Here is a 26,495-nt window from a genome sequence, read left to right as displayed (position 1 = left end):
ATTTGTTCTATTCGCTAGCGGACTGAAAATAAAAAAGGTGTAGAGATAATGATTATAAAGAGGTGGCATATGAAAAAATATTTGAATTATATTTATACATTTTTCTTAGCAGCATCTATTTTTACAATGTTATGGGCTATTTTTACGACAATTTTTTCTCCTAGGATTGGGGAAATATTTTCGTTATTTAGAAATGTTCATTCAACCAAAACAATTATCTTGATTAATAGTAGTTGTTTCGTTTTTACGTTACTTTTGTATCCTGTTATTGCCCGCTTTTTGGCGAAAGGGACAAAAAAATGGGTACTCAGTAATAAATTCACTTTTATTTTTTTTACGATAGAATTGACAATCTATTTTATCTCGCTATTACTGTTTATCAAATTTATTGGCTTTAAACAAGCTGTAGATGACGCTGCAATTACATTAAAATTTTTGGATCAGTTATCTCTTGGTGAGAAGTGGGGATATAATTATATGTATTCTAACCCTCAAAACCTTCTTCTAATGTATATTTTTTCAGCTATTCGGACCTTTTTTGGTCCTAACTACAGTTCAATCATTATAGTATTTAGTCTAATGCATATAATCACGATTCTGTTGACCTTTTTATCGTTAAAGAATTTAAAAGTCAGTAATTTAGTGTCCTTAGTAGCGATTCAGATTCTTGTCTTTGCTATTCAAATTACGTTACATGTTCCTGTTGCCTATACAGATATATTATCTCTATTTTTCATGTCAGTAACGTTGTTCTTCTTTACGAGCTATTTAAAAACAGCAAATGAAGGAACAAATAAATTCAGCTATCTTTATATCATATTAACCTCCATTTTTTGTGTGTTAGGTTTTATTAGTAAGGGAACGGTGCTTATACTAGTGATTGCGTTATCCTTATTTTTATTATTATATAATAATGGAAAGCGAAGAGTCATAGGGCTGGTTCCTTTTATATTCTTATTTTTCGGTCATTTTTTATGGGGACAATTTATCGATTCTCAGAATCTATTTCCAGATAAAAATTATGGACAGCCTAATACTCATTATATAATGATGGGGTTACATAACACGCCTATTCCTGATGACTTGCCTAATGAGAACAAGGCTAAATGGACAGTTGGCGCTTATGATTCAAGTGAGCAACGATTTACTTGGGATATGTTTTTAGATAAAAAAATGTCAAAAGAGAAAATTCAAGTAGAACATATAAAAGTCATTAAACAAAGACTTAAAGCTATGAATCTGATACAACTAATTCAGGCACTTAATAACAAAGTTTCTGTAACGTGGGGTTCAGGAGATTTAAAATCTTCTTTTGAAGTCTTTTTGGGTACTGGAAAAAATCAAGAAAAAATGTGGGTTTTCCAAAATAATTTCAGCGGTTTGATTGTTTATTCAATCATGATGGTCATCCAATATTTGATTTATTTAGGTATTATTTTTTCTGCAATTAAATTTTTCAAAGTTATAAATCCATTTATATTTTTTAGTAGTATTTATATAACGGGATATTTTGTATTTTTATTAATATGGGAGTCCAGTCCAAGGTATTCTATGGGGATTTTTATACCAGCTATTTTAGCAATTGGGTTATTATTTCAAAAATCAGAAGAAAAACATAAAAAAATAGTCTGATTTATAAAAACTATACGTTGTATTAAATTTTTATCATTAATAATACTGAGATCAAGTATCAGATTTTCTCTGATACTTGATCTCAGTATTTTTTTTGAATAAATAATAAACTAAGTAAAAGAGCCTATTAATCTGTATAATCGCTATTGTCTTTTACAGTTACATTAAGATATTAGGCAAGTTATTGAAAGTTTTTAATAGATGTGAGAGAATGGACAAGGTGTATTTTTGAAAAAATTTAAGTGTTTTGAGGAGCTTAGTATTCAACCATGAATGATATAAAAAATACAGATCAGATAAAAGAGATTCAAAAAATAAATTTAGAAATGGCGAAGTACTTCGTTCGCTTTTGTGAAAAATATCAATTATTGTGTTATTTTTGCGGTGGAGGCTGTATTGGAACTGTTAGGAATAAAGGTTTTATACCATGGGATGATGATTTAGATTTCTTCATGCCGCGTAAGGATTATGAAAAACTTTATGATTTATGGTCTCAACATGCGGACATGGATAAATATTCGATTTTGAGACCATCAAAAACATTTATTGACCATAATTCTTTCACTACGATCCGAGCGAATAATACGACGTTTATTAAACCGTATCAAGCATATCTAGATATCCCTCATGGATTACCGATTGATATATTTCCTTTGGACGGTGCACCAAACTCAACAATCAAGAGAAAAATCCAAAAAGGATGGGCACTCATTTATGCGCTATTTTGTTCACAAGTAGTACCTGAAAAACATGGAGGTATTATGGCGATGGGGAGTCGAATTCTACTAAAATTGTTTCCAACTAAAAAAAGTCGTTATATCATTTGGTCATTTGCGAGCAAACAAATGTCAAAATATGACTTCGATCGTTGCGAATTTGTAACTGAGCTTTGTGTAGGTCCAAGATATATGGGCAATTTATATAAGAGACAAGATTTTGAAAAAGCAGAATATCTTCCTTTTGAAGATACTTATATGCCTGTACCTGTGGGCTATGATAATTATTTGACACAAGTTTTTGGTCATTATATGGAGTTACCTGATGAAAAAGATCGGATTTCCCATCATGAAGCTGTTTTGATAGATACTGAACATACGTATAAAAAATATAAAGGACTATACTATTGTGTGGAAAGTTTGAAGGAGGAAAAATAAATGATTACAGCATTGATTATAGCCGGTGGAGTCGGCAAAAGAATGGGACAAGATATTCCGAAACAATTTATTATGGTGGAAGACAAACCAATTATTATTTATACGTTAGAATCTTTTCAAAAACATCCGATGATCGATAGAATTTTAGTTGTTTGCAAAAAAGGATGGGAAGACACTTTATATGCTTACGCAAAAGAATATACTATTGATAAACTAGCATGGATCATTGAAGGTGGTAATAGCGGACAAGAATCTATCAGAAATGGTGTTGATTTTCTTAAAGAACATTCAACTGAAGAGGATACTGTTGTGATTCATGATGGCATTCGACCATTAGTAGATGAGATTGTATTATCTGATGTCATCGTAAAATGTAAAGAGTTCGGCAATGCAGTCACTTCTTTACCTTATAATGAACAAATTTTCGTGAAAGAAACAGAAGAAACAACCAAACAATATATTAATAGAGAGACATTACGAAGAGTATCTACACCTCAAGCGTACCAATTCGATAAACTTGTTTGGGCTTATGAGAAAGCTTTTAGAGAAGGAATCGGTATTTCAGAGTCATCATACACAAATACAATGATGGTTGATCTGGGAGAGACTCTTTATTTTGCTGTGGGCTCGGATAAAAATATTAAGTTGACAACACAAGACGATCTGCAATTGTTCAAAGGATATCTTCGAATGAAGGAAGAATAGGAGAATAATATGTTTTCAAGAAATCTTGATTATCAAAACGATGTTGAAAAAGTGATCCAAAATCCATTAGACTGGGGAAAGTTAAATAATAAATCATTACTTTTTGTGGGTGCATCTGGAATGATCGGTACCTTTTTGATTGACTGCTTAATGGCCATAAATGAAAAACAAAATTTGAATATTTCTATTTATGCAATGGGACGAAATCTAAATAAGTTAGAATCAAGATTTATCAACTATAAAGAGAGCCCCAATTTTCATTTAGTTGTTGGAGATATACTAGAACCCTTATCATCTGATGTTCACTATGATTTTATCATCCATGGCGCAAGTAACACGCATCCAAAAGCCTATGTAAGTGATCCAATCAATACGATAATGACGAATATAAAAGGGACCGAGCAAGTACTTGATTATGCTTCTAACAACAAAGTTGAGCGTGTGTTGTTTCTTTCAACGGTTGAAATTTATGGTGAAAACAGAGGCGATACTGAAAAATTTGATGAGAGCTATTGTGGCTATATCGATTGCAACACTTTAAGGGCTGGTTACCCTGAAGGAAAACGTGCAAGTGAAGCACTTTGCCAAGCATATATAAAGCAATACGGCATTGATGTAGTCATTCCAAGACTTTGTCGGATCTTTGGGCCTACTATGTTGTCAGAAGATTCAAAAGCTTCTTCTCAATTTATTAAAAATGCAGTAAATGGTGAAGACATCGTATTGAAGAGTGAAGGAACACAGTACTATTCATATTGTTATGTAGCTGATGCAGCCTATGCTTTGTTATATTTACTACTCAATGGTAAAAATGGCGAAGCCTATAACATTGCTAATAGTGAATTTGATTTAACGTTAAGAGAATTAGCAACCAAACTTTCTGAAATCGCTGGGACAAAAGTTATTTTTGAGATTCCAGATTCAAGTGAATCAGCAGGTTATTCTAAAGCAACGCAGGCAATTTTAGATACAAAGAAAATTGAAACGTTAGGATGGAAGCCTATTTATTCTTTGAATGAAGGATTGGAACAAATAATTAGAATCATGAAAACTGAGGAGTGAAATGGTAGTGCCTGAAATAAGTATTATAGTACCAGTATATAATGTTGAAAAATACTTAGACAAATGTGTCAACTCTATTTTGAATCAGACATTCCAAGATTTTGAACTAATTCTAGTAGATGATGGGTCACCTGATAATTGCGGTCAAATGTGTGACGATTATGCTGAAATAGATCAAAGAGTAATCGTTATTCATCAAAAAAATGGTGGATTGAGTGCTGCAAGAAATGCAGGTATAGAAATTGCTAAAGGTCGCTATCTCGGTTTTGTAGACAGTGATGATTATATTGCAGAGGACATGTATGAGCTTTTATATACAAACTTGAAAAATGAAAAGGCTGATTTAGCAACGGTTGGTTTTCTAGATATTTATGCTGGAAAAGAACCTGTTGTGAAAGAACGAAAATATCTTGTGACAGATATGGTTGGGGCAGCAAAAATCATGTTTGAAGGAAAATTAAGTACTATAAGTGCAACGAATAAATTGTATAAAAGAGAAATATTCAAGCATGTTCGTTATCCAGTCGGAATGATCACGGAAGACGCTGCAGTGATTTTAGATGTATTGGAAGAGACATCTAAGGTAGTTATTGATACAAGTCAAAAGTACTATTATTATCACCGAGAGAATAGCATTTCAAGTAATCATTTTACGATGAAAGATCTGGATATGATCAAAGCGTGGGAAGAGAATGAATCACGTGTCTTAGAAAAATATCCAGAACTAGTGAATGTTGCACATACACGAGTTTGTTGGGCGTATTTCACTGTTTTAGATAAGATGATGAACAGTGGTGAATTAGGGATAGAAGAAAAGAAAACACAAAAAGAAATTATTCAATTTTTACGCAAGAATTTTATGTTTGTCCTAAAAAACCACTACTTTACTAAACCACGAAAACTATCAATGATTGCGCTAAGAATACATCCTTATTTTTATAAACTGATGTCACGTTTAGAAAATGGAATGGTCAGAAGAATAAATAAATAAACTTTATTGAGTTAAGGAGACAGGGTTAATGATAAAAAAAGCGAATGAAATACTTGATAAGGTGGAAATACCTTTTATCCTCGTTTGGGAATTTATGTTAATTTTACGTATGATTAGTACGTATAGCCTTATTCCATCAAAATTTGATAGTATTATTTTTACTATTATTTCATTAGTTGGAGGATTATTGCTTATCCGCAATGGTGTTGATTGGTTTCAAAAACGCCAGAGGCCAAGTGTATTATTATTGCTATTTACTTTGGTGATGATTGTGTCATCTATTGTAAATGGGCCAACAGGATTAGTCGCCAATTTTAAGTTAATAATTTGGGAAGTCCTTTTTTTCTTCGTTGTTTATGAGTTAGGAAAAAAAAATCAGAAAGACTTGTTTAAGTTAGTAGAAAAAGTGTTAGTTTTCACTTGGTTGATTTTAGTCATTATTTCTCTAGGTATGTTTTTTGTCCAGTTTAAATACACAGCACCATTAGATAAACTTTATTATGGTATTCGCATGGGATTTGTTGAAAATCGCTTGTACGGTGTTTTTGTAGATCCTAATTACGCTGCAACGATTTCAGTAGTTGCAATCTGTTTTTCTTTACATCTCTTCAAAGAAGCAAAATCAAAGCTTTATAAAGGCATTTTGATTGCAAGTATTATTTTTGAATTTTTCTTCGTTGTCCTTTCAGGCTCAAGAACAGCAACTGTAGAAATTCTAGGCATTACAGTTGTATGGGTATTCTTTTATAGCTACTACAGTAAAAGAACGACTGTGATACTAAAAAGATTGGTTATTTCATCTGTTCTTACCGTGGTAGCTGTTGTAGGACTTTACCTTACAATGGAAGTGACACAAAAAGTATCACTAGTGTCAGCTAAAGCAGTAAGTAAAGTAATTGTGATTAAAAGCAACGACCAAGACAATATTTCTTTGGACCGTCCAGATACGGGTGAAGATTCGGATATTTCTAATAGTAGATTCAAACTTTGGAATAGTGCATTTGAGATTTTTGAGAGCACACCAGTAATCGGAACTTCTCCAAAAGGGATACTTCCTTATGCACAGAAAAATTTACCAAACACGTGGATTTCCCAAAAAGAACAGACGCCACATAACTTTTTCTTCTTTTTATTAGCAACAACCGGTGTTTTAGGAACGATTCCATTTATTCTATTCGTTTTATATAATATGATCAAAACATTAATTACACTATTTAAAATGAATACAAGGAACTATAAAGAATACTTATTTCAAAGTTTGATCGTATTGACGATTTTAATTTCAGCGTGTTTGATTACTGATATTGTTTTGGTAAATAGATTAGGTGCAATGATGTTCTTTCTATACATTGGCAGGTTGAATTCAAAAAACGAGAAGGAAACGAGTGAAATAGAGTTATGAAAGAACTAAATATTAAGGAAATTCAAGACGTTAGTGTCGAGATCCTCGTACACATCGATGACATTTGTCGGAAGAATGATATTGACTATTCGATTTATTATGGTAGTTTGATTGGGTCAGAACGACACCAAGGTTATATTCCTTGGGATGATGATTTAGATATTGTGCTGACTCGTCCGAACTATGATCGTCTAATAAAATTATTGGCAAACGATGAAACCTATTTATTATTGAGTTTGGAAACCAGAGAAAAGTATCGCTATCCATTTGCGAAATTGGTTGATAAGAGAACTTGCGTGAAAACAACACAATTTTATCATAGTGAAGATCCAGATTTAGGGGTTTTTGTAGACATTTTTCCAATAGATGGTTTTCCATCAGATGACTCTGTTAGAAAGGCGTTTGGTGAAAAATGTAGCTTGTACTTTGATAATATGATAGGAACATTAAATGCTTCATATGCAATTTCGAAGACAAGATGGAAAGCTTACGGGAAGAGAATCTTACACTATCCGAAGCACCGTAAGTTGATGAAACAAGGGGATTATAAACATTGGAAAAAGTTACTAATGGGAGAAATGAGTAAGTATCCTATTGCTGAAACACCTATATGTGGTTATATTGAATTCGTTGACGAAGAATGGGGCGTTTTTCCTACAGAGTGGTTTGAACATTACGAAGATGTAGAATTTGCAGGGAAAACGGTTCGCGCTATAAAAGACCGTGAAAAGTTTTTAACGTTGCGTTATGATGACTATATGCAATTACCACCAGAATCAGAGCGAGTTACGCATCATCCATATACGTTTTATTGGAAAGAAGTTAACTAAGGGGGCAAAAATCATTGGATTATAGCCGAATGATGATTATTACTTTAGATGAAAAATCAGTGCTATTTTCAAGCGATGCACAAGATTTGGGCATACACGTAGAAAAGTATTTCGATAAGCGAACTTTGGGTGTTAAAGTAATGAATTATTTAGATAAAAAAATGAATTTACAGTCTGCCTCTTTCTTTTATGGAGATTGGAAAAAAAAATTGGAAGAGATTGATTTTGTTTTATTAAACTCCCATTTCTTCTCACGACCTGTAATTAAGTACTTGAATAAGAAATTTCCATCTATTAGAATTGTTGTTTGGTACAGCAATCCAGTATCTAAAGATACGCCAGTTCATTTTTTTGCTGATTTGAATTGTGAATTATGGTCTTTTGACAAGGATGATTGTAAAAAATATGGATTAAATCATAATAATCAGTTTATTGATCAGTCAAAATTAATTGTTTATAAGAGTGATCCTACGTATCTTTCCGATATTTGTTTTATTGGTGTCGACAAAGGCCGCTTAAATTTATTATTAGAACTAGAGCAGTATTTCATTAGTAAGAAATTAAAACCTTTCATTTATGTAGTAAATTCATCTAAAAATTCTCGTTCTGATTATGATTATAAAGAGCCTATTTCATATGAAGAGTTGATTAATTATGAAGGGAATACAACAGCAGTATTAGATATTGTTCAAAATGACCAATACGGTCTTTCCTTGCGACCGATTGAAGCGATGTTTCTGAAAAAAAAACTAATAACGAACAACACAAGTGTCCAAGATATGGATTTTTATGCACCTGAAAATATATTTTTGCTTAATGAGAGTAATAAAAATGAAATTCTAGGCTTCCTAAAAATACCTAGCGTAACTATTCCAGAAACGGTGATGGAGAAATATAAATTTGAAGGTTGGTTTAACAACTTTTTTTTGAAATAGACCAGATGTTTTTTCTGTTAAATGACAATTTTAATTGTGAAAATAAATAATGAAATTCGAGGGACCTATCATGAATGAAAAAGCTAAATCAGTCATAAAAAATTTATATTATACAGTTGCGGCTAATTTTGCTACTTTGGGTATCTCAATTCTTTTAAACCTATTCGTACCTAAACTTTTAGGGGTTAGAGAATACGGTTATTGGCAATTGTATGTATTTTATTCTTCATATGTCGGTTTTTTTCACTTAGGTTGGATCGACGGTATTTATTTAAAAATTGGTGGAGAAGAATATGAGGAGCTTGACAAAAGAAATTTAGGGTCTCAGTTTTGGTATTTAGCTATTTTTGAGTGCATTGTTTCCTCGCTTGTAATTTTTTGGGCACTGTTTTTCATGACTCCAGGAAATAAGATGGTGATTATACTGCTCACTGCAGTTGTTTCATTAGTAACGATAGCTAAAACCTTTATTTTGTATATTTTCCAATCTACGAATCGTATTAAAGAGTATGCGCAGTTATCTAGAAGTGATCGATATCTATATGTAATGTTGATTGGCGGTTATTTCCTTTTAGGAGGGCGTAACTTTTTCTGGCTAATCGTTATGGATATTCTTTCTAGATTGATCATGACGATTTGGGGAATGTATCGAATCAGAGATATGCTGAACTTGAAAATAGTGAGTTTAAAAAAAATCTTGCCTGAAATAGTCGATAATATCAACATTGGTAGTAAATTAATGCTTAGTAGTGTTGCAAGTATGCTAATTATTGGGACGATTCGCTTCTTTGTAGAAAAGAAATGGACGATTGAAACTTTTGGTAAATTATCGTTTACGCTTAGTATTTCCAATATGTTTTTAACATTTGTTAATGCAGTTGGAGTAGTTATGTTTCCGTTATTAAGGAGAACGAATCAGCAAAAATTGCCAGCTTTGTTTGTTACTTTAAGAGACTTGTTTGTGCCAATCACCTATGCGATTTTGCTATTTTATGTTCCTGCTAAATTTGTACTTTCATTATGGCTTCCTGATTATGCAGAGAGCTTGAAATTCATGGGAATATTATTCCCAATCATCATTTATGAAGGTAGAATGTCCTTACTGATCAATACCTATCTAAAAACATTAAGAAAAGAAAAAACGATTTTATTTGTTAATGTGACAACCTTATCATTATCGTTAATTTTATCAATTATAATTATTTTTGGTCTAGGCAACTTGACTTGGGCAGTTGGACTTATATTGATAAGTTTAGCTTTCCGTTGTAATTTTGCAGAATTTTTCTTGTGTAAATCGATGAATATCCATATTAAAAAATCGATGATTTTTGAAACTCTTTTAACTATTTTGTTTATACTTAGTAACGTATTATTCGGAGGAAGTTTTGTAAGCACTGCGGTTTATGGAGTATGTTATTTAATATATCTTTTATTTAGTTACAAAAAAATAACAAGAAGTTTCAGAGAGTTTCGGGGGTTACTAAAGGGAACTTAGTAATGAATGACTATAAGTCGTTCGCTAAATTCAATAGAGAATAATGCAAATTTATTTTTAGATTTTGCATTATTTTCTATTTTTTAATTGTTTCAAATAGATTACAAATAGTAATTTAGAGATTGTGGACAAAAAGAAATAACTTTGCTACAATTAAATTATTCAACTATAAGGGGTGGAATAATTGAAAAAGAATTTAGGTTATTTGTTAGTTGGTATTATGACGAGTTTAATGGTTATGCCAACTTTGGTATTAGCAGAGGATAAAGTAAATAATTCTGAAAATACAAGTGAAAGTCAATTCATTGAACAAAGTTCAGAAAAGGTAATAGAAAATACTGAAGTACAATCAAGCGAATTGGATTCAAGTAGTAATGAAAGCGCTGAAAAAAGAATAACAACAGATACTACAGAAACAACCGAGTTAAGAAGCGAACAGCCAAAGTTATCCTATTCAATCTATAATGAAAAAATAGGTTGGCAAGTAGGTCAAGCAAATGGTGGAAGCAGTTCTTTTCCAAATAAAAGAATTGAAGCGATTAAAATTGGAATCGAAGGAATAGAACCAACTGCAAGTGGTATCCAATACCGTGCACATGTATCAGATGTTGGGTGGCAAAATTATGTTTCCGCTAACGAAATCAGTGGAATAGCAGGTAAAAGATTAGAAGCAATTCAAATTCAACTGACGGATTCGTTAAAAGCGAACTATGATATTTATTATAGAGTTCAAGTTCAAAATTTTGGTTGGCTAGATTGGGCAGTAAATGGACAAAGTGCCGGAACTATGGCTTTTTCATATCAAATTGAAGGAATTCAAATTCAATTAAAAGAAAAAGGTCAAGCAGCACCAGGCTCTACAAAACGTCCTTCAGTACAATATAAAAAGCCAAATGTAAATTATCAAAGCCATGTACAAGATATTGGCTGGCAAGATATAAAATCAAATGGACAAATGAGTGGTACAAAGGGTCAATCAAAACGAATGGAAGCTATGAAAATAGCAGTTAATAACTTACCTGTTACCGGTGGAATCGAATATAGAAGTCATGTACAAGACATCGGTTGGCAAAATTACGTTTCTAATAACGAAATTACAGGAACGATGAAGCAATCAAAACGAATGGAAGCATTAAGTATTCGCCTAACGGGCGAGCTTGCAAAGCATTTTGATGTCTATTATCGTGTGCATGCAAAAAATTTCGGTTGGTTAGATTGGGCAAGTAATGGCCAAAATGCAGGAACATCAGGCTTTAGCTATCAGTTAGAATCAATAGAAGTTAAATTAGTAAAAAAAGGTCTGACAATTCCAGGGGCTAAAACTAAGTATTTTGTAAAATTTAAGCAACCTGACATCGTTTATCAAAGTCATGTACAAGACAAAGGTTGGCAACCTCCAAGCAAAAATGGTCAAACAAATGGTTCGATGGGACAAAGTAAGCGAGTAGAAGCAATCAAAATAAGAGTTGAGAATGCTCCAGTTACTGGTGGAATTGAATATAGAAGCCATGTGCAAGACAAAGGCTGGCAAAATTATGTTTCTAACAATCAATTAAGTGGAACAACAGGTGAGTCGAAACGAATTGAAGCATACGATGTTCGTTTAACTGGGGAACTAGCTAAACATTTTGATGTTTATTATCGAACACATGCAGAATACTTTGGTTGGTTAGGTTGGAATAAAAATGCGGGTATCAGTGGTACGTCTGGTTACCGTTTTAGAATGGAAGCATTTGATATTGTCTTAGTCAAAAAAATGTCTAAAGGGCCAACAATTTCAAATAATTATAAAAAAGCTCCTTCTGGATTGGGAAACTATTACATGGATGCGCCCAAACGAATCGAACTGAAAACAAGACACTACTATACAGATAGATCACTAAGAAGAGGTAATGATATCGCTGCTGGAACAGTGATCAATGTTAAACGAAGAGTATTAGATAAGAATGGTTATCCTATTTTAGAAACACCTTACGGCTATGTGACAGCAGGAAAAAATATCGTAACAGCAACAAATAAAGGACAAAAAACATTTATGGATGTTCCATACTATAATCAAATGACCATGGGGTATCCGAACGGCTGTGAAGAATTTTCTTTATACATGGCATTAGAATATTTAGGGGCTACACATGGACAGAATGTGCATCAAGTGACCAATGCGGTTCCTAAAGTTCCTTCTTGGGGAAATCCGCATGAAGGGTTTAATGGAAGCCCAACAGATAAATACGGCTTCCACACGATTTATCCAAGAGCCTTTACACCATATGCTAAACGATATGCACCTAATTCAAGAGATATCAGTGGTGTTGATACAGGTCAATTCAAAGAAGAATTGATGAAAGGAAATCCAATTGTCGTTTGGGGAACCTACCCTTATTTAGCGGCACCTAGAATAGACGGTACGTATTATGGTTCTTTAAAAGTTGCTAATTTACATGTTTGGTTAGTGACTGGTTTTGATGGAAATAGTTTCCATGTGACAGATCCAATTTATGGAACGATGTGGGTAAGTGAAGGAACTTTAGCACTTTCTTATAGCCCAAATAAAATGGCTGTTTCTATTGATAAGTAGAATAGAGGACAAATAAATGAAAAATAAGAGACTAATGTTTTTATTTTGCATCATCATTTTAATAATAGGCATCATAATTTTTGTTAAAATGAATGACAAAAAAAGTACGAAAAATCAGGACTTAGAGACAAGTACATCTTCAAGTGCAAACAATTTTGACAAGTCAAAAGTTATCGATTATTCTAGTGAAACTGAAGTATCTTATAGCTATGAAGAAGTCACTCTTAGTGTGGAAGAGTTAATGAAGTATAGAGAAGAAATTGAGCAAGCTGGCTTTGATAGTACATTATTTACAGATCAAGAAATTCAGACAATGAGGTCAGCAATAAAGAAAAATGGTCAATCTATTTCTCAATATTTAAAAGATCAACCAGATAAAAGCATCGATGAAGCTGAAATCGACAAAGCTCGCGAGGAGTTAAAAGCGGCAAATATCGATCCTGATAAGATGCATAATAACGAGATTATCGATCTAATAAAACAAGCGAAAAAAGAAAAAAAATCGGTGGTTGAGATTGCAAAAGAGAAATAAATTAATCTTCTTTCATAGCAGATTGATTGAGGGGAAAATCGACTAGCTGTCTTCTAGGACAGCTAGTTTTTGTAATTAAAGTAGACCTCTTTAAAAAACCGTGATAAACTAAAGAGGTTATGAAAGTAAGTTTTTTATTCTATCTAAAATTAGGAGTTACTGATAAATGAATAATATATTAATCACTGGTGGAGCAGGGTTCATCGGTTCTACTTTAGCTAATTTTTACAGTAAAAATCATAAAGTCACTGTTATTGATGATTTATCAATGGGAAGTAAGAGTAATTTAGATGAGTCTGCGAATCTTTGTTTTATAGAAGGGAGCGTGACAGATTCTACATTGATGGAAAAAGTGTTAACAGATACGCAGTTTGAATATATTTTTCATTTGGCTGCTATCGCAAGTGTAGCTGATTCTGTCGAACGACCTTTAGAAACGCATCAAATAAACTTTGATAGTGTTTTTCAATTGTTAGAGTTAGTAAAGTCTAATCAGTTTGGCTTAAAACGATTATTATTTGCATCATCAGCTGCAGTCTATGGTGATGAACCAACATTACCTAAAAAAGAAGAATCTGTTATTAGACCCTTAACACCTTATGCAATCGATAAGTTTGCTGCGGAAAAATATGTTGTTGATTACTATCACTTGTTTGATGTCCCAACGAGTGCGGTACGCTTCTTTAATGTTTATGGACCAAAACAAAATCCTGAATCACCGTATTCAGGTGTTATATCGATTATGATGGATCGCTATAAGAAAGTGTTAAATAAGGAAGAAACAATGTTTACTATGTTTGGTGACGGGACGCAATCAAGAGATTTTGTTTTTATCGAGGATGTTGTTCAAGCATTGGATATCATTGCACATTCACAAGATACGTTAGGCGAAGTCTATAATATTGGTACAGGTGAAGCGATCGGCTTGAATGAATTAGTTTCTATTGTAGATAACTTTTTACAAGTGAATTTACCGATTCAGTATGAAGGGGAACGCTCTGGAGATATCAAACATTCTCTTGCAGACATTTCGAAAGTAAAAGCTGTAGGGTATCAGCCTAAATACACTATCAAGTCAGGACTTGAAAAGTATGTTGCTTACGAACTTGGTAACTTTGACAAAGATATCTAAATCTGATTGATTCAATAAACGACTGAAACAGGCGAGATGAGAGATTCTTGTCTGTTTTTTTGAACGAATAAAATCTTTTTAATTGTTTGATACTCATTCTTAGGAATGATACAATGATGTCGATTGGAGGGAGAACGATGACAAAAATAATCGCCCACCGTGGTAGCAAAGGAACCCATCCAGAAAATACTTTAGCTTCGTTTAAAGAAGCTGTTTTAGTTGGTTCTGATGGAATCGAGCTAGATGTGCAGTTATCAAAAGACAACCAACTGATGGTGATCCATGACGAAACGATTGATCGTACAACCAATGGTTATGGGGAGGTTGGTAGTTTAACCTTAACAGAGTTAAAACAATACGATGCCGGTAGTTGGTTCCAAAAAAATCCGATGATTCAAGAAATTCCTACTTTAGAAGAAGTAGTCATGCTGCTTAAAGAAGAGAATTTTCAAGGTTTACTGAATATTGAAATCAAAACAGATAAAATCCATTATGAAGGAATCGAACAGCTAATTGTTCAGCTCATGAAGTCACAGTGTTGGCCTTTTGAATATATGTATTCAAGCTTTTATTTTAAAAGTTTGGAGAAAATCTGGGAAATTGAACAAAATCAAAACATTGCTGCCGTATTTAGACTGTCAGAAAAAGAGGAGACACGAGCGCTTCAATCAAAGTTTATTGAAGGAATCCATCCTAAAATAGATTGGGTATTCGACCATTTAGATGATTTGGCGGATTTTCCAAAAGCAATTCGTCCGTGGACTGTTAACGAAGAAGACACTATGACACATTGCTTTCGTCATCATTTGACCGCAATTCATACAGACTATCCAGCTAAGGCATTGCAAATACGCAAATTGATACAAAATAAAGGATGAAAAAATTGAAAAAAGTATTAGTAATCGCAGGACCAACAGCAGTTGGAAAAACCTCTTTAAGTATTGAGTTAGCCAAAAAGTTAAATGGAGAAATCATTAGCGGTGATTCAATGCAGGTCTATAGACAATTAGATATAGGCACAGCAAAAGTGACGGAAGAAGAGCGTGAAGGTATTTTACATCATTTGATTGATTGTCGTGAACTATCTGAGACATACTCTGTAGCAGATTTTCAAAAAGAAGGACGTCTGGCAATCGATGCAATAACAGAAAAAGGAAAATTGCCAATTGTTGTTGGTGGGACAGGACTGTATATTCAAGCATTGTTATATGACTTTGAATTAGGTGCCAAAGATGAATCGACTGAAATTCGTGAGAAATATGAGCAATTTGCTGAAATACATGGAAATCAATACTTGTGGAATTTATTGCAAGAAAAAGATAGCCAAGCAGCTGCAAGTATCCATTTCAACAACCGTAAAAAAGTGATTCGAGCACTTGAAGTGTTTGATAAAACGGGATTCAGTATTTTAACTCCGAAGGAAAAACCAAAAAGATTATATGATTATTTCTTAGTTGGATTAGAAACGGAGCGAGCTGAACTTTATAATCGAATCAACATGCGTGTGGATATAATGATGACACAAGGGCTTTTAAAAGAAGCTGAGTTACTTTATAACAGGCAGACACAACAATCGATTCAAGGAATAGGCTATAAAGAGTTTTTCCCCTATTTTGAAGGGAAAGAGTCTTTAGAAGAAGCAATTGATCAAGTAAAACAAAATTCTAGAAGATATGCGAAAAGGCAATTGACCTGGTTTAGAAACCGCATGAATGCCAGCTGGTGGGACTTAGTACAAACACCTGATACTATTTTAAAGTTAGAAAAGGAAATAGAAAAATGGCTGGATTCTTAGGAAGGATAAAAAATGGATAAAATAGCAGAAAAGGTTATCTTAGTGGGCGTAGAAACAGAGGGAAATTACACTCGATTTGAAGGATCTATGAAAGAATTGAAAAATTTAACTAAAACTGCTGAAGGAGAAGTTGTTTTTTCATTGACACAAAAGCGTCCTCGAATTGATTCACAGACAGTGATTGGTAAGGGGAAAGTTGAAGAATTAGTACAGTTAGTTGATGCGTATGAAGCAGATATCGTTATTTTTAATCATGAGTTAACACCACGGCAAAATCAATTGATTGTTGAAGCTGTTGGTGTCAAAGTAATTGATCGGGTACAATTGATTTTAGATATTTTCGCAATGCGGGCACGATCAAAAGAAGGAAAATTACAAGTTGAGCTAGCGCAGTTAAATTATTTGCTTCCTCGATTGATTGGACAAGGGAAACAATTGTCTCGTTTAGGTGGTGGGATTGGTACTAGAGGTCCTGGGGAAACCAAACTGGAATCAGATCGCCGGCATATTCGTAATAAAATTATCGCAATCAAGCGTGAATTGAAAGAAGTATCAGCTCACCGTGAGCGAAGCAGGCAAAAACGGCAATCATCAGATTTATTTCAAATTGGTTTGATTGGTTACACGAATGCAGGAAAATCAACAATTTTAAACTTGCTAACAACAGCAGGCACATATTCTGAAGATCAATTATTTGCTACGTTAGATCCGTTAACAAAAAAATGGCAGTTACCTCAAGGAATGATCGTAACGCTGACAGATACTGTCGGTTTTATCCAAGATTTGCCGACACAGTTGATCGAAGCCTTTCAATCAACTCTGGAAGAAAGCCGAGGTATGGACTTGTTATTACATGTAGTCGACGCCAGTGCGGAAGATCGTTTACAACATGAACAAACAGTTGTTGAATTATTAAATGATTTAGATTTAGAGCAACTTCCGGTTTTGACTGTTTACAATAAAAGTGATCAAATCGACGAATCTGACTTTATTCCAACTTTATTTCCTAACATATTAGTGTCAGCTAAAAGTACTTTAGGGAAAGAAGAACTCACAAAAGCTGTTAGAGAAAAAATGATGGAATTATTGGTTCCATATGAGTTTGATATACCATCAAACCAAGGGCAACAATTAAGTGAATTGAAACGCCATACTCTGTTGTTATCAGAATCATTTGAAGAAGAGGCAAATGCGTATCATGTTAAAGGCTTTGCTAAAAATAACTCTAAATGGACGCGGGAGTTAGACGATTAAATAACGAGGTCTATTGTTGTGTGTAGATTGTTGGAAAAAGTAAGAGCTGAGTTGGAGAACCTATTTAGTGGTTTTCTCACTCAGTTTTTTTCTTTATTTGCTGTAGTTATTTGATTTGTGTAATGATATACTAAATACAAAATGAGAGGTTAAGGTGGTATCTGGATTTGCAAAAGGTTATTAAAAGTAATTCTTTCTTTTATGTTGGTTTGTTTGTTTTAGCAGTTTTATATTTTATGAATTTTAACGTAGACTTGGGATCAGACGACGGTTGGTTTATGAAAATTTCTGAAGAGTATAGTTTTGTTGGATTTCTTCAATGGCGTTACAATAATTGGTCTGCCCGGCTATTTCCAGAAGCGATGTTGTATCTGATTTTCTTGGTTCCTTTATTTATTCATCATCTGATCAGTGCGTGTGCCTGGATGTTATTTAGTTACTCTTTAGTGCGGATATTTGTTGGGACTGTTGATCGTAAGAACTTTTTAGTTGCATTTTTATCACTTGGATTTATCAATATCTGGGTTATGAAAGATGCCATTTTTTGGATTACGGGCGCAGTCAATTATTTATGGCCATTAGCATTAGGGTTGTTTGCACTGATTCCTTATGCAGATCATTTCTTTAGAAATCAAAAAACGGCGATTTGGTTATACTTATTGCCTGCATTTGTTTTTTCATTTTCGAATGAGCAGCTGATTCTTTGTGTTATAGGTGTAGTCTTAATTTATCATGTGGCAATAGTAATAAAGAAAGAAAAAGAGCATTATTATCTTTATATTCCAACAGCATTTTTTGTAACGGGATTTTTATTTATGTTTTTAGCTCCGGGAAATAAACTTAGAATGCAACAGGAAATTAAATTGTGGATGCCAGATTTTAGTGATTTGTCACCAATGGCAAGAGTGTTGAGAGGAAGTACTTGGTTATTTGAAGGGTGGCAGACGAAGTTATTTCTTCTATTCATTTTGATACTTGTGGTTTCTCTAGTGCTTGATTCCTCCAAATTACTAGCTAAAATAGGAATAGGATATACATTATTTTTGGTATTACTGACCTATAATTTTCCTGATAGAGTTACCAATTTTCAACTTATTAATGAAGGGAATTGGATTAATTCTTTCAAGTTCGGTAATTTTTTGAGTGGGACGTTCATGAATGCTATTTTGCCTTATCTGTTATGGGGGCTGTTTTTTGGTTTAGTGATTGCGTTGTCTATATCTGTTGCAAAACAAAAAATATTTATTGGTTTAAGTTATAGTGCGGCCTTATTTTCATCCATAATGATGTGGTTTTCACCGACAATGTATGCTTCAGGGGCTAGAGTTTTTATGTGTGCCTCAGTATTTTTATTGATCAATTTATTCCTACTTTATCAACAAATTCAAGAGAATGGCAGTCAACATGCAAACAAGCGAATAGTGTTTTATGCCTGCTTTATACCTGTGATCAATTTATTCTGTGTACTTTTTCTAAACTGAATAGAAATAGAAGTAAATGAAAAAAGGTATTGTTCACGATGCCTTTTTTCATTTTCGTACGAATTAACTGAAATTTCCTTGTTATAGCTGTGTTTTGCGCTATTTTTTATTTTTATGTTAGAAAACCTAACATAAATCATTGACAACGGAAAAAAGTATTGATATCCTATATTTAACTAAGAGAGGGGGGTGGATATGAGAGAGAAGGAACTGAGAAGATCGATGTCAGTTTTTCCAATTGGTACAGTTATGAAACTGACTGACTTATCAGCACGTCAAATCCGTTATTATGAAGAGCAAGATTTGATTCATCCTGAAAGAAGTGAAGGGAATCGACGTATGTATTCACTGAATGACATTGATGTATTACTGGAGATCAAAGATTATTTATCAGATGGTCTAAACATGGCAGGTATCAAACGCGTTTATGAAATGAAGTTGGAAGAGCAAATGCATGCGCAAGAATCAAATAAACCGCTGACAGATGAAGATGTTCGAAAGATTCTATATGATGAACTTATTTCTCAAGGTGGGCTTACTCAACAAAATCCATTCCAATCCAGAGTACCCAAATTGTAACAGTTGAGTTTTACACAAAAAATGAAGGACGTGAAGGAAGACAATGAAGAAGAAACAAAACACAGTAGAAGATATCAAACGAATAGCGGATGAAGAAAATGTTCGATTTTTACGATTAATGTTTACAGACATTATGGGAACAATCAAAAATGTAGAAGTTCCAGTGAGTCAATTAGACAAAGTATTAAGCAATAAAATGATGTTTGATGGGTCTTCTATTGAAGGTTTTGTGAGAATTGAAGAAAGTGATATGTATTTGTATCCAGACGTATCGACATGGATGGTTTTTCCATGGGAGAGCACACACGGGAAAGTTGCTCGTTTGATTTGTGACATTTATAATCCAGATGGTACACCGTTTGCTGGAGATCCTCGTGGCAATTTAAAACGAGCCTTGGCGGATATGGAATCACTAGGCTTTACTTCATTCAATCTTGGGCCTGAACCAGAATTTTTCTTATTCAAATTAGATGAAGATGGTAAAATCACAACTGATTTAAATGATCGAGGTGGCTATTTTGATTTTGCGCCAACCGATCTTGGTGAAAATTGTCGTAGAGATATCGTTCTTGAGTTAGAAAGTCTTGGATTTGAAGTTGAGGCGTCACATCATGAAGTAGCGCCTGGTCAACATGAGATAGACTTTAAATATGCAGATGTTATCGAAGCTTGTGACAACATCCAAACCTTTAAATTAGTCGTTAAAACAATTGCTAGAAAACACGGCTTGCACGCAACTTTTATGCCAAAACCTTTATATGGCATCAACGGCTCGGGGATGCACTGCAATATGTCTTTATTTAAAGGCGAAGAAAATGTCTTTTTTGATGAAAATGGTCTAATGCAATTAAGTCAAACGGCGTATCATTTCCTTGGTGGATTATTGAAACATGCTCGCGCTTATACAGCGGTTTGTAATCCAACTGTTAATTCATATAAACGTTTGGTACCAGGATATGAGGCTCCGGTATATGTTGCTTGGAGTGGACGCAATCGTTCGCCGTTAGTCCGTGTTCCGGAATCACGTGGGTTATCTACTCGTTTAGAATTACGTTCTGTTGATCCATCAGCAAATCCATATTTAACAATGGCAACACTTTTACAAGCGGGATTGGATGGAATCAAAAATGAAATCGATCCGCCACAAGCGGTTGACCGTAACATTTACGTGATGAACGAAGAAGAACGAAAAGAAGCACATATACATGATTTGCCTTCAACACTGCACAATGCTATTAAAGAATTACGTAAAGATGATGTAATGATCAATGCATTAGGTGAGCATATTTATGTGAACTTTGTTGAAGCGAAACGTATGGAATGGGCTGCTTTCCGTCAAACTGTTTCGGAATGGGAAAGAGAACAATATTTAGAATTATACTAAGAATCGTGAGGTTGGGATGTGACTCGTAGAGTGATGTTTCAGCCCCTTTTTTTATATTGTTCAGTTAATGAGTACAAAGTATGCTATACTTATAAGTGAGAATCGTTATCAATTGGACTTGAAAAGGAGTGGAAATCATGATCGTTCAAACTGTTACATTTATTATAAAAAAAGAAGGAAAAGAAAGATTTGATGCTAAAACAGGGAAAGATGTCGCTTCAATGTTAGAGTTTCCAGGTTGTATATCAAGTGAATGTTGGTATACAGAAAATAAAGATACGTGTGAGTTTATGTTGGTATCTAAATGGCAGAGTAAAAAAGATTTCCAAAACTGGTTAAAACGTCCAGAGCATTTACAAGAGCATCGAGAGGCACATCAAAATAAAAAAGCTACACCGTCTATCGTCATAGAAAAAACCAGAAAGAGCTATGAAGTTTCTGCTTAAAAAATACAAGAGTCTAAGGTGAATTTAGTTGCTTTGGATTCTTTTCTTTTATACTTCGAGTCTGTTCAAATAAGTGTAACTTTCATAAAAAAGCAGGTATAGTAGAAGGGAAACAACTATTAAGGAGAACAGAAATGAAAAAATCGAATTTTACTCCAACGATGTTTGAAAAACTTCAACAACATGGGTGGGATAAAGCGGCTCTGCGCGTATACATAATGAATAAAAACGAAAATAAACTGAACGTTGATCAGATGGTTTTTTTAGTTGGTTCTGAAATCTATACTGAAATGTTTGACCAAAGCCAGCTTTCCGATGAAGAAAAGGTCTTACTCGTTATCGATCATTTGGGGGGATATCTAAATGAGTCAGGTGATTTACACTTCGAATCCTCTAAATATAAATTTTACGATCAAATGCCTCCAGGAGCTCCTTTTTTCGATAGCTACTCAAAAGCAGTCCAACGTGCGTATCCAAATGGGTTGGTCATTACACAAATAGATAAAAAATTACCCAAAATAATCCTTAAGAAAAAATACGCAAACGAAACAAAAATTCATCAATTTAGAAACCGATTAGATAAATGTATTATTGAATATGTGGAAAGGTATAAAAGAAGAAATAGTTTGAAAAATGATGAAGCAGCCATAAAAATGATTCTTAAAAATAATTGGTTTTATGCTGATCCTCAGTATCATAATCGCGCTCATTTGGATGTAGAGATATCGACGGTTGATCTTCAAAAACGAAGTAGAACTCTTACAAATAAAGGATTAGTAAAAAAAATCAGAAAACGAGGTTTCTATCGAAAAATGCTATCTGGAGATTATCATAGTGAATTTATTTTAGATGAACAAGGTCAGTTATTAAGTCAATGGAAAGCAGAAAGCGATGAAAAAGACTATTTAGAATGTGCAATCGCAAACGGAGAATCTTTCAACTATGGCGAGCGCCCTAGATTTGATCCCTTTCATACACACGATAAATTAGATGGAACCCCTCCTAGATATTTCGACACGCAAAAGCGGAATCAACTCAAACGATATTGGATTTCGCCAACTGATAATCGATTTTATCAATTGATTAGGAGATTATCTGAAAAAGGATTCAAATACAAAGGTAAAAAGAATAAGAATTAAAATATAAATCAAGAGTAACGAAAATTGAGATTTCCGTCCCAACTTGTTTCTTTTTCACAAAAATTCGGTATATTCTAAAGTGGAAAAGCGAAATAATCAATAAACTTTGTGAAATATTTTCACAAACTGTTTTAAAATAGGGAGGCTTCCGTTATAATAGAGAAGAATATGCGTGCAACTATTCTACTTTTAGATAGAAGGATGATGACTAAATAATGCGAAAAATGAAGACGATGGATGGAAATACAGCTGCTGCATACATCTCATATGCGTTTACTGAATTAGCCGCTATTTATCCAATTACACCAAGCTCAACGATGGCCGAACTTGTAGATCAGTGGTCGGCTGAGGGAAAGAAAAATATTTTCGGACAACCTGTTAAAATTGTTGAAATGCAATCAGAAGCAGGAGCTGCTGGAGTGGTCCATGGATCGCTAAAGACAGGCGCATTAACCACTACATATACTGCTTCACAAGGATTGTTATTGATGATACCGAACATGTACAAAATTGCTGGAGAGTTGCTTCCATCAGTCTTTCATGTAGCAAGTCGAGCTGTGACAACAAATGCGTTGAATATTTTCGGCGATCACGGAGATGTTATGGCTGCTCGTCAGACAGGATTTGCTATGTTATGTGAAAGTAGCGTCCAGGAAGTCATGGATTTATCAGCCGTCGCGCATTTAGCGTCCATTGAATCAAGTGTCCCGTTCATAAACTTTTTTGATGGTTTTCGGACAAGTCATGAAATTCAAAAAATCGAAGTACTGGACTATGAAGAATTAGCTCCTTTATTAGATCAAAAAAAATTAAGCGATTTTCGTAGTAGAAGTATGAACCCCAATCATCCTTCAGTTAGCGGAACGAACCAAAATCCAGATATCCATTTCCAACAACGTGAAACAATCAATCGTTATTATGAACAGATTCCAACTGTTGTGAAACATTATATGAATGAAATCAATGCCTTGAGAGGGACTAACTACGATTTAGTTACTTATTATGGTGTTGAAGATGCAGAAGAAGTAATCGTTTCTATGGGGTCAGCTGCTCAAGCAATCGAACAAACAATTGATCACTTAACAAAGCAAGGTAGAAAAGTTGGCTTCTTAAATATTCATTTGTATCGTCCTTTCCCGATAGAAAACTTCTTGGAAAAAATGCCTAAGACAGTGAAAGCAATCGGCGTGATGGATCGTACAAAAGAACCAGGCGCGGGCGGTGAGCCTTTACTTTTAGATGTACAAAGTGCGATGTATGAATCTGATTTGCGTCCGATGATCATTGGAGGACGGTACGGATTAGGCTCAAAAGATGTGTTGCCGAATCAAATCGTTGCGATTTATGATGAGCTGTTAAAAGATAAGAAAGAGGCAAAAAGTCGTTTTACGATCGGAATTGTAGATGATGTGACCTACACCTCATTGGATTGCGGTGAAGCACTCGATCTGACCAACCCAAAAACGTATCAGGCAAAATTCTGGGGGTTTGGCTCAGATGGAACTGTTGGAGCAAACAAGTCGGCCATCAAAATTATTGGGGATCATACGGATAAATATGCGCAAGGATTCTTTTATTACGATTCAAAAAAATCTGGTGGACTAACGGTTTCTCATTTACGTTTTGGCGAAACACCGATTCGTTCGACTTATTTGATCGAACATGCTGATTTTGTGGCATGCCATACTGCTGCGTATTTAAATACGTATGATTTAGTTGAAGGATTGAAAAAGGGCGGAACTTTTTTACTTAATACCGTCTGGAATGATGAGCAATTAGAACGCTTTTTACCAAATAAACTAAAACGCTACTTAGCTGAAAATGAAATTGATTTTTATACGATCAATGCTGTTAAACTAGCCAGTGAAGTTGGCTTAGGCGGTCGAATCAATACGGCAATGGAAACGGCTTTCTTTAAATTAGCTGCTATCATGCCGTTTGAGGAAGTATTACCGATCTTAAAAGAAGAAGCTTTCAAAAGCTACTCTAGAAAATCAATGGCCGTTGTTGAAAAAAATATTCAGGCAATCGAACGGACAGTGGCGCTTTTGCATAAGGTCAAAGTGCCAGCCACTTGGAAAACTATTGAATTAAAACCAAGAGTACGCAAAGAAAATGTGACGGATTATATACATGAAATCGTAGAACCAATCAATCGCCAAGAAGGAAATGAGCTTGCGGTGAGTGCGTTTATAAAAAATGATATGACAGACGGTCGGATGCCACTTGGGACAACAGCTGTGGAAAAACGCGGAATTGCTGTTGAAGTGCCAGAATGGAATAGTGATCGTTGTACAATGTGTAACGAATGTGCATTTGTTTGTCCACATGCCGCGATTCGTCCATTTTTGGCAGATGATGAAGAAATGGGAGAAGCACCTGAAGGATATATTGTCAGAGAAATGCGTGGTGCGGATGGCCTAAAATACCGAATCCAAGTTTCAGTAGAAGATTGTACTGGTTGCGGTCTTTGTGTAGATGCTTGTCCAGCAAAAGGCAAAGCTCTAGTAATGAAACCATACGAAGAGCAAAAAGAGCAAGCAATGAATTGGGCATTCTCCATGACGTTGAAGCAAAAAGAAAATCCAGCCAAACCAAATACTGTTTTAGGATCACAATTTAATAAGCCGCTATTGGAATTTTCAGGTGCTTGTTCTGGTTGTGGCGAAACGCCTTATGTGAAATTATTGACTCAAATGTTTGGTGATCGGATGATGATTGCCAATGCTACTGGTTGTTCTTCTATTTGGGGCGGAGCAGCACCAGTTTCTCCGTATACAACAAATGATGAAGGACAAGGTCCTGCTTGGTCTAACTCATTATTAGAGGATAATGCTGAATTTGGTTACGGAATGCTTTTAGCCAGTCAAACCCGTCGAGAACACTTAGCGATGAAGATGAGTGAGGCAATGAAGAGTGCTTCATCGGAGTTAGCGTTATTAATGGAAGATTGGATCAATCATATGCATACTGGTGAAGGCACACAACAACGGGCCGCAAAACTGAAAGTTGCTTTGATCGACGAGAAAAATGGGCAACCATTACTAGAAGCAATTTATGCAGATCATGATTTATTTGTGAAAAATAGTCAATGGATGATCGGTGGAGATGGTTGGGCTTATGACATTGGGTATGGCGGAATCGACCATGTCCTTGCAAGTGGAGCAGATGTGAATATGTTGGTTTTAGACAATGAAGTGTATTCTAATACCGGTGGTCAAACATCAAAAGCAACCCCTGCTTCTGCCATCGCAAAATTCTCTGCTAGTGGAAAGTACGTGTCTAAAAAAGATTTAGGCATGATGGCAATGACGTATGGTAACGTTTATGTAGCTCAAATTGCCTCGGGTGCGAATCAAATGCAGACGATCAAAGCCTTAGAAGAAGCAGAACGCTTCCCAGGACCATCGATTATTATCGCGTATACACCTTGTATCACACATGGCTTAGCAGGCGGAATGAGTAAAACCTTACAAGAAGCCAAAGAAGCTGTTCATTCGGGATATTGGTCGTTGTATCGCTATAATCCAGAATTAAGAGAATCAGGAAAAAATCCAATGACCTTAGATTATAAAAAGCCAAATTTTGATACGATGCAAGAATTTATGCGTAAACAAGTTCGTTTTTCATCATTAGAATCTACACAGCCTGAATTTGCTGGTCAACTTTTTGAGAAAACAGTCGAGGATGCAAAAAATCGATTTTACAATTATGCTCGTATGGCAGGTCAAGAAGAAAAAATTCGAGCAAAATTAGAAAAAACAACGGATGAAGCTGTGAGTGAAAAAGCACCTCGTATCAAAAAAGAACGAGTAGTTGATCCAGAAGCCGAAGCAAGAAGAGCGGCTAGACGGGCAGAACGTGCTGCAAAACGAGGGAAAGTAGAAGAATAATAACGTGTTTTATTTTAGAATTAGGTTGTGACAAAAGTCGTTTAGGCTCAAGCAATTGGACTAAAAACCGTACAATGCG

The 26,495-nt window shown here is 34.5% G+C and carries 21 protein-coding genes; all 21 read left to right on the top strand.

Translation table 11 applies throughout. From position 1 onward, the window contains the following. Nucleotides 1-69 precede the first annotated feature (69 nt). The 21 genes from IGJ34_RS11350 (at nt 70) to nifJ (ending at nt 26,416) form a co-directional block, all read left to right on the top strand. Entirely contained in the window at nt 70-1,632 is a 1,563-nt protein-coding gene (locus IGJ34_RS11350) for a glycosyltransferase family 39 protein (RefSeq protein ID WP_069654367.1), read from the top strand. A 269-nt stretch (nt 1,633-1,901) separates the two neighbouring features. Continuing rightward, a complete protein-coding gene (locus tag IGJ34_RS11345) occupies nt 1,902-2,786 on the top strand; it encodes a LicD family protein (protein ID WP_430597494.1) in 885 nt (294 codons plus the stop codon). After that, entirely contained in the window at nt 2,787-3,491 is a 705-nt protein-coding gene (locus tag IGJ34_RS11340) for an IspD/TarI family cytidylyltransferase (RefSeq protein ID WP_069654365.1), read from the top strand. 9 nt (nt 3,492-3,500) lie between these two features. Next, a complete protein-coding gene (locus IGJ34_RS11335) occupies nt 3,501-4,553 on the top strand; it encodes an NAD-dependent epimerase/dehydratase family protein (RefSeq protein ID WP_430597493.1) in 1,053 nt (350 codons plus the stop codon). A gap of 7 nt (nt 4,554-4,560) precedes the next feature. Then, a complete protein-coding gene (locus IGJ34_RS11330; RefSeq protein WP_206834469.1) occupies nt 4,561-5,544 on the top strand; it encodes a glycosyltransferase in 984 nt (327 codons plus the stop codon). A gap of 28 nt (nt 5,545-5,572) precedes the next feature. Then, nucleotides 5,573-6,946 carry an O-antigen ligase family protein gene (locus IGJ34_RS11325; protein ID WP_430597492.1) on the top strand — a complete coding sequence of 458 codons (1,374 nt, stop codon included), beginning with the start codon at nt 5,573-5,575 and terminating at the stop codon, nt 6,944-6,946. Continuing rightward, nucleotides 6,943-7,776, top strand: a complete 834-nt coding sequence (locus IGJ34_RS11320; protein ID WP_430597491.1) for a LicD family protein — start codon at nt 6,943-6,945, stop codon at nt 7,774-7,776. The genes IGJ34_RS11325 and IGJ34_RS11320 overlap by 4 nt, the downstream gene beginning before the upstream one ends. A 14-nt stretch (nt 7,777-7,790) precedes the next feature. Next, a complete protein-coding gene (locus IGJ34_RS11315; protein ID WP_069654361.1) occupies nt 7,791-8,711 on the top strand; it encodes a lipopolysaccharide biosynthesis protein in 921 nt (306 codons plus the stop codon). Nucleotides 8,712-8,781: 70 nt separating this feature from the next. Beyond that, on the top strand, nt 8,782-10,206 hold the full coding sequence (locus IGJ34_RS11310; RefSeq protein ID WP_430597490.1) for a lipopolysaccharide biosynthesis protein: 1,425 nt from the start codon (nt 8,782-8,784) through the stop codon (nt 10,204-10,206). A gap of 184 nt (nt 10,207-10,390) precedes the next feature. Continuing rightward, complete coding sequence (locus IGJ34_RS11305) at nt 10,391-12,781, top strand: C39 family peptidase (RefSeq protein WP_069654359.1); 2,391 nt, start codon at nt 10,391-10,393, stop codon at nt 12,779-12,781. A gap of 16 nt (nt 12,782-12,797) precedes the next feature. After that, nucleotides 12,798-13,313 (top strand): hypothetical protein, encoded by a 516-nt coding sequence (locus IGJ34_RS11300; RefSeq protein ID WP_069654358.1) that lies wholly within the window; start codon nt 12,798-12,800, stop codon nt 13,311-13,313. Between the two features lie 166 nt (nt 13,314-13,479). Beyond that, entirely contained in the window at nt 13,480-14,445 is a 966-nt protein-coding gene (locus IGJ34_RS11295; protein ID WP_069654357.1) for an NAD-dependent epimerase/dehydratase family protein, read from the top strand. A 137-nt stretch (nt 14,446-14,582) separates the two neighbouring features. After that, entirely contained in the window at nt 14,583-15,323 is a 741-nt protein-coding gene (locus IGJ34_RS11290) for a glycerophosphodiester phosphodiesterase (RefSeq protein ID WP_430597489.1), read from the top strand. 5 nt (nt 15,324-15,328) lie between these two features. Then, entirely contained in the window at nt 15,329-16,240 is a 912-nt protein-coding gene (miaA, locus tag IGJ34_RS11285) for a tRNA (adenosine(37)-N6)-dimethylallyltransferase MiaA (RefSeq protein WP_430597488.1), read from the top strand. A gap of 12 nt (nt 16,241-16,252) precedes the next feature. After that, complete coding sequence (hflX, locus tag IGJ34_RS11280; RefSeq protein ID WP_430597487.1) at nt 16,253-17,494, top strand: GTPase HflX; 1,242 nt, start codon at nt 16,253-16,255, stop codon at nt 17,492-17,494. Between the two features lie 167 nt (nt 17,495-17,661). Further along, nucleotides 17,662-18,975 carry a DUF6056 family protein gene (locus IGJ34_RS11275; RefSeq protein ID WP_430597486.1) on the top strand — a complete coding sequence of 438 codons (1,314 nt, stop codon included), beginning with the start codon at nt 17,662-17,664 and terminating at the stop codon, nt 18,973-18,975. 195 nt (nt 18,976-19,170) lie between these two features. Continuing rightward, entirely contained in the window at nt 19,171-19,554 is a 384-nt protein-coding gene (locus tag IGJ34_RS11270) for a MerR family transcriptional regulator (RefSeq protein ID WP_069654352.1), read from the top strand. Nucleotides 19,555-19,597: 43 nt separating this feature from the next. Then, nucleotides 19,598-20,938 (top strand): type I glutamate--ammonia ligase, encoded by a 1,341-nt coding sequence (glnA, locus tag IGJ34_RS11265; protein ID WP_206850531.1) that lies wholly within the window; start codon nt 19,598-19,600, stop codon nt 20,936-20,938. 137 nt (nt 20,939-21,075) lie between these two features. After that, a complete protein-coding gene (locus IGJ34_RS11260; RefSeq protein ID WP_206850532.1) occupies nt 21,076-21,384 on the top strand; it encodes an antibiotic biosynthesis monooxygenase family protein in 309 nt (102 codons plus the stop codon). Nucleotides 21,385-21,518: 134 nt separating this feature from the next. Continuing rightward, entirely contained in the window at nt 21,519-22,523 is a 1,005-nt protein-coding gene (locus IGJ34_RS11255; protein WP_430597485.1) for a DUF3114 domain-containing protein, read from the top strand. A 215-nt stretch (nt 22,524-22,738) separates the two neighbouring features. Then, nucleotides 22,739-26,416 (top strand): pyruvate:ferredoxin (flavodoxin) oxidoreductase, encoded by a 3,678-nt coding sequence (gene nifJ / locus IGJ34_RS11250; RefSeq protein ID WP_430597484.1) that lies wholly within the window; start codon nt 22,739-22,741, stop codon nt 26,414-26,416. The last annotated feature ends 79 nt before the right edge of the window (nt 26,417-26,495 follow it).

It is taken from the genome of Enterococcus sp. AZ177 (assembly GCF_050544585.1).
In the GTDB taxonomy this organism is placed as follows: Bacteria; Bacillota; Bacilli; order Lactobacillales; family Enterococcaceae; genus Enterococcus_L; species Enterococcus_L plantarum.
This window is presented reverse-complemented; position numbering and strand designations above follow the sequence as displayed.

Bases quoted from the DNA above. Each gene is read 5' to 3' on its own strand.
- IGJ34_RS11350 (WP_069654367.1), top strand. From the start codon at position 70: ATGAAAAAATATTTGAATTATATTTATACATTTTTCTTAGCAGCATCT.
- IGJ34_RS11345 (WP_430597494.1), top strand. From the start codon at position 1,902: ATGAATGATATAAAAAATACAGATCAGATAAAAGAGATTCAAAAAATA.
- IGJ34_RS11340 (WP_069654365.1), top strand. From the start codon at position 2,787: ATGATTACAGCATTGATTATAGCCGGTGGAGTCGGCAAAAGAATGGGA.
- IGJ34_RS11335 (WP_430597493.1), top strand. From the start codon at position 3,501: ATGTTTTCAAGAAATCTTGATTATCAAAACGATGTTGAAAAAGTGATC.
- IGJ34_RS11325 (WP_430597492.1), top strand. From the start codon at position 5,573: ATGATAAAAAAAGCGAATGAAATACTTGATAAGGTGGAAATACCTTTT.
- IGJ34_RS11320 (WP_430597491.1), top strand. From the start codon at position 6,943: ATGAAAGAACTAAATATTAAGGAAATTCAAGACGTTAGTGTCGAGATC.
- IGJ34_RS11310 (WP_430597490.1), top strand. From the start codon at position 8,782: ATGAATGAAAAAGCTAAATCAGTCATAAAAAATTTATATTATACAGTT.
- IGJ34_RS11300 (WP_069654358.1), top strand. From the start codon at position 12,798: ATGAAAAATAAGAGACTAATGTTTTTATTTTGCATCATCATTTTAATA.
- IGJ34_RS11295 (WP_069654357.1), top strand. From the start codon at position 13,480: ATGAATAATATATTAATCACTGGTGGAGCAGGGTTCATCGGTTCTACT.
- IGJ34_RS11290 (WP_430597489.1), top strand. From the start codon at position 14,583: ATGACAAAAATAATCGCCCACCGTGGTAGCAAAGGAACCCATCCAGAA.
- hflX (WP_430597487.1), top strand. From the start codon at position 16,253: ATGGATAAAATAGCAGAAAAGGTTATCTTAGTGGGCGTAGAAACAGAG.
- IGJ34_RS11270 (WP_069654352.1), top strand. From the start codon at position 19,171: ATGAGAGAGAAGGAACTGAGAAGATCGATGTCAGTTTTTCCAATTGGT.
- glnA (WP_206850531.1), top strand. From the start codon at position 19,598: ATGAAGAAGAAACAAAACACAGTAGAAGATATCAAACGAATAGCGGAT.
- IGJ34_RS11260 (WP_206850532.1), top strand. From the start codon at position 21,076: ATGATCGTTCAAACTGTTACATTTATTATAAAAAAAGAAGGAAAAGAA.
- IGJ34_RS11255 (WP_430597485.1), top strand. From the start codon at position 21,519: ATGAAAAAATCGAATTTTACTCCAACGATGTTTGAAAAACTTCAACAA.
- nifJ (WP_430597484.1), top strand. From the start codon at position 22,739: ATGCGAAAAATGAAGACGATGGATGGAAATACAGCTGCTGCATACATC.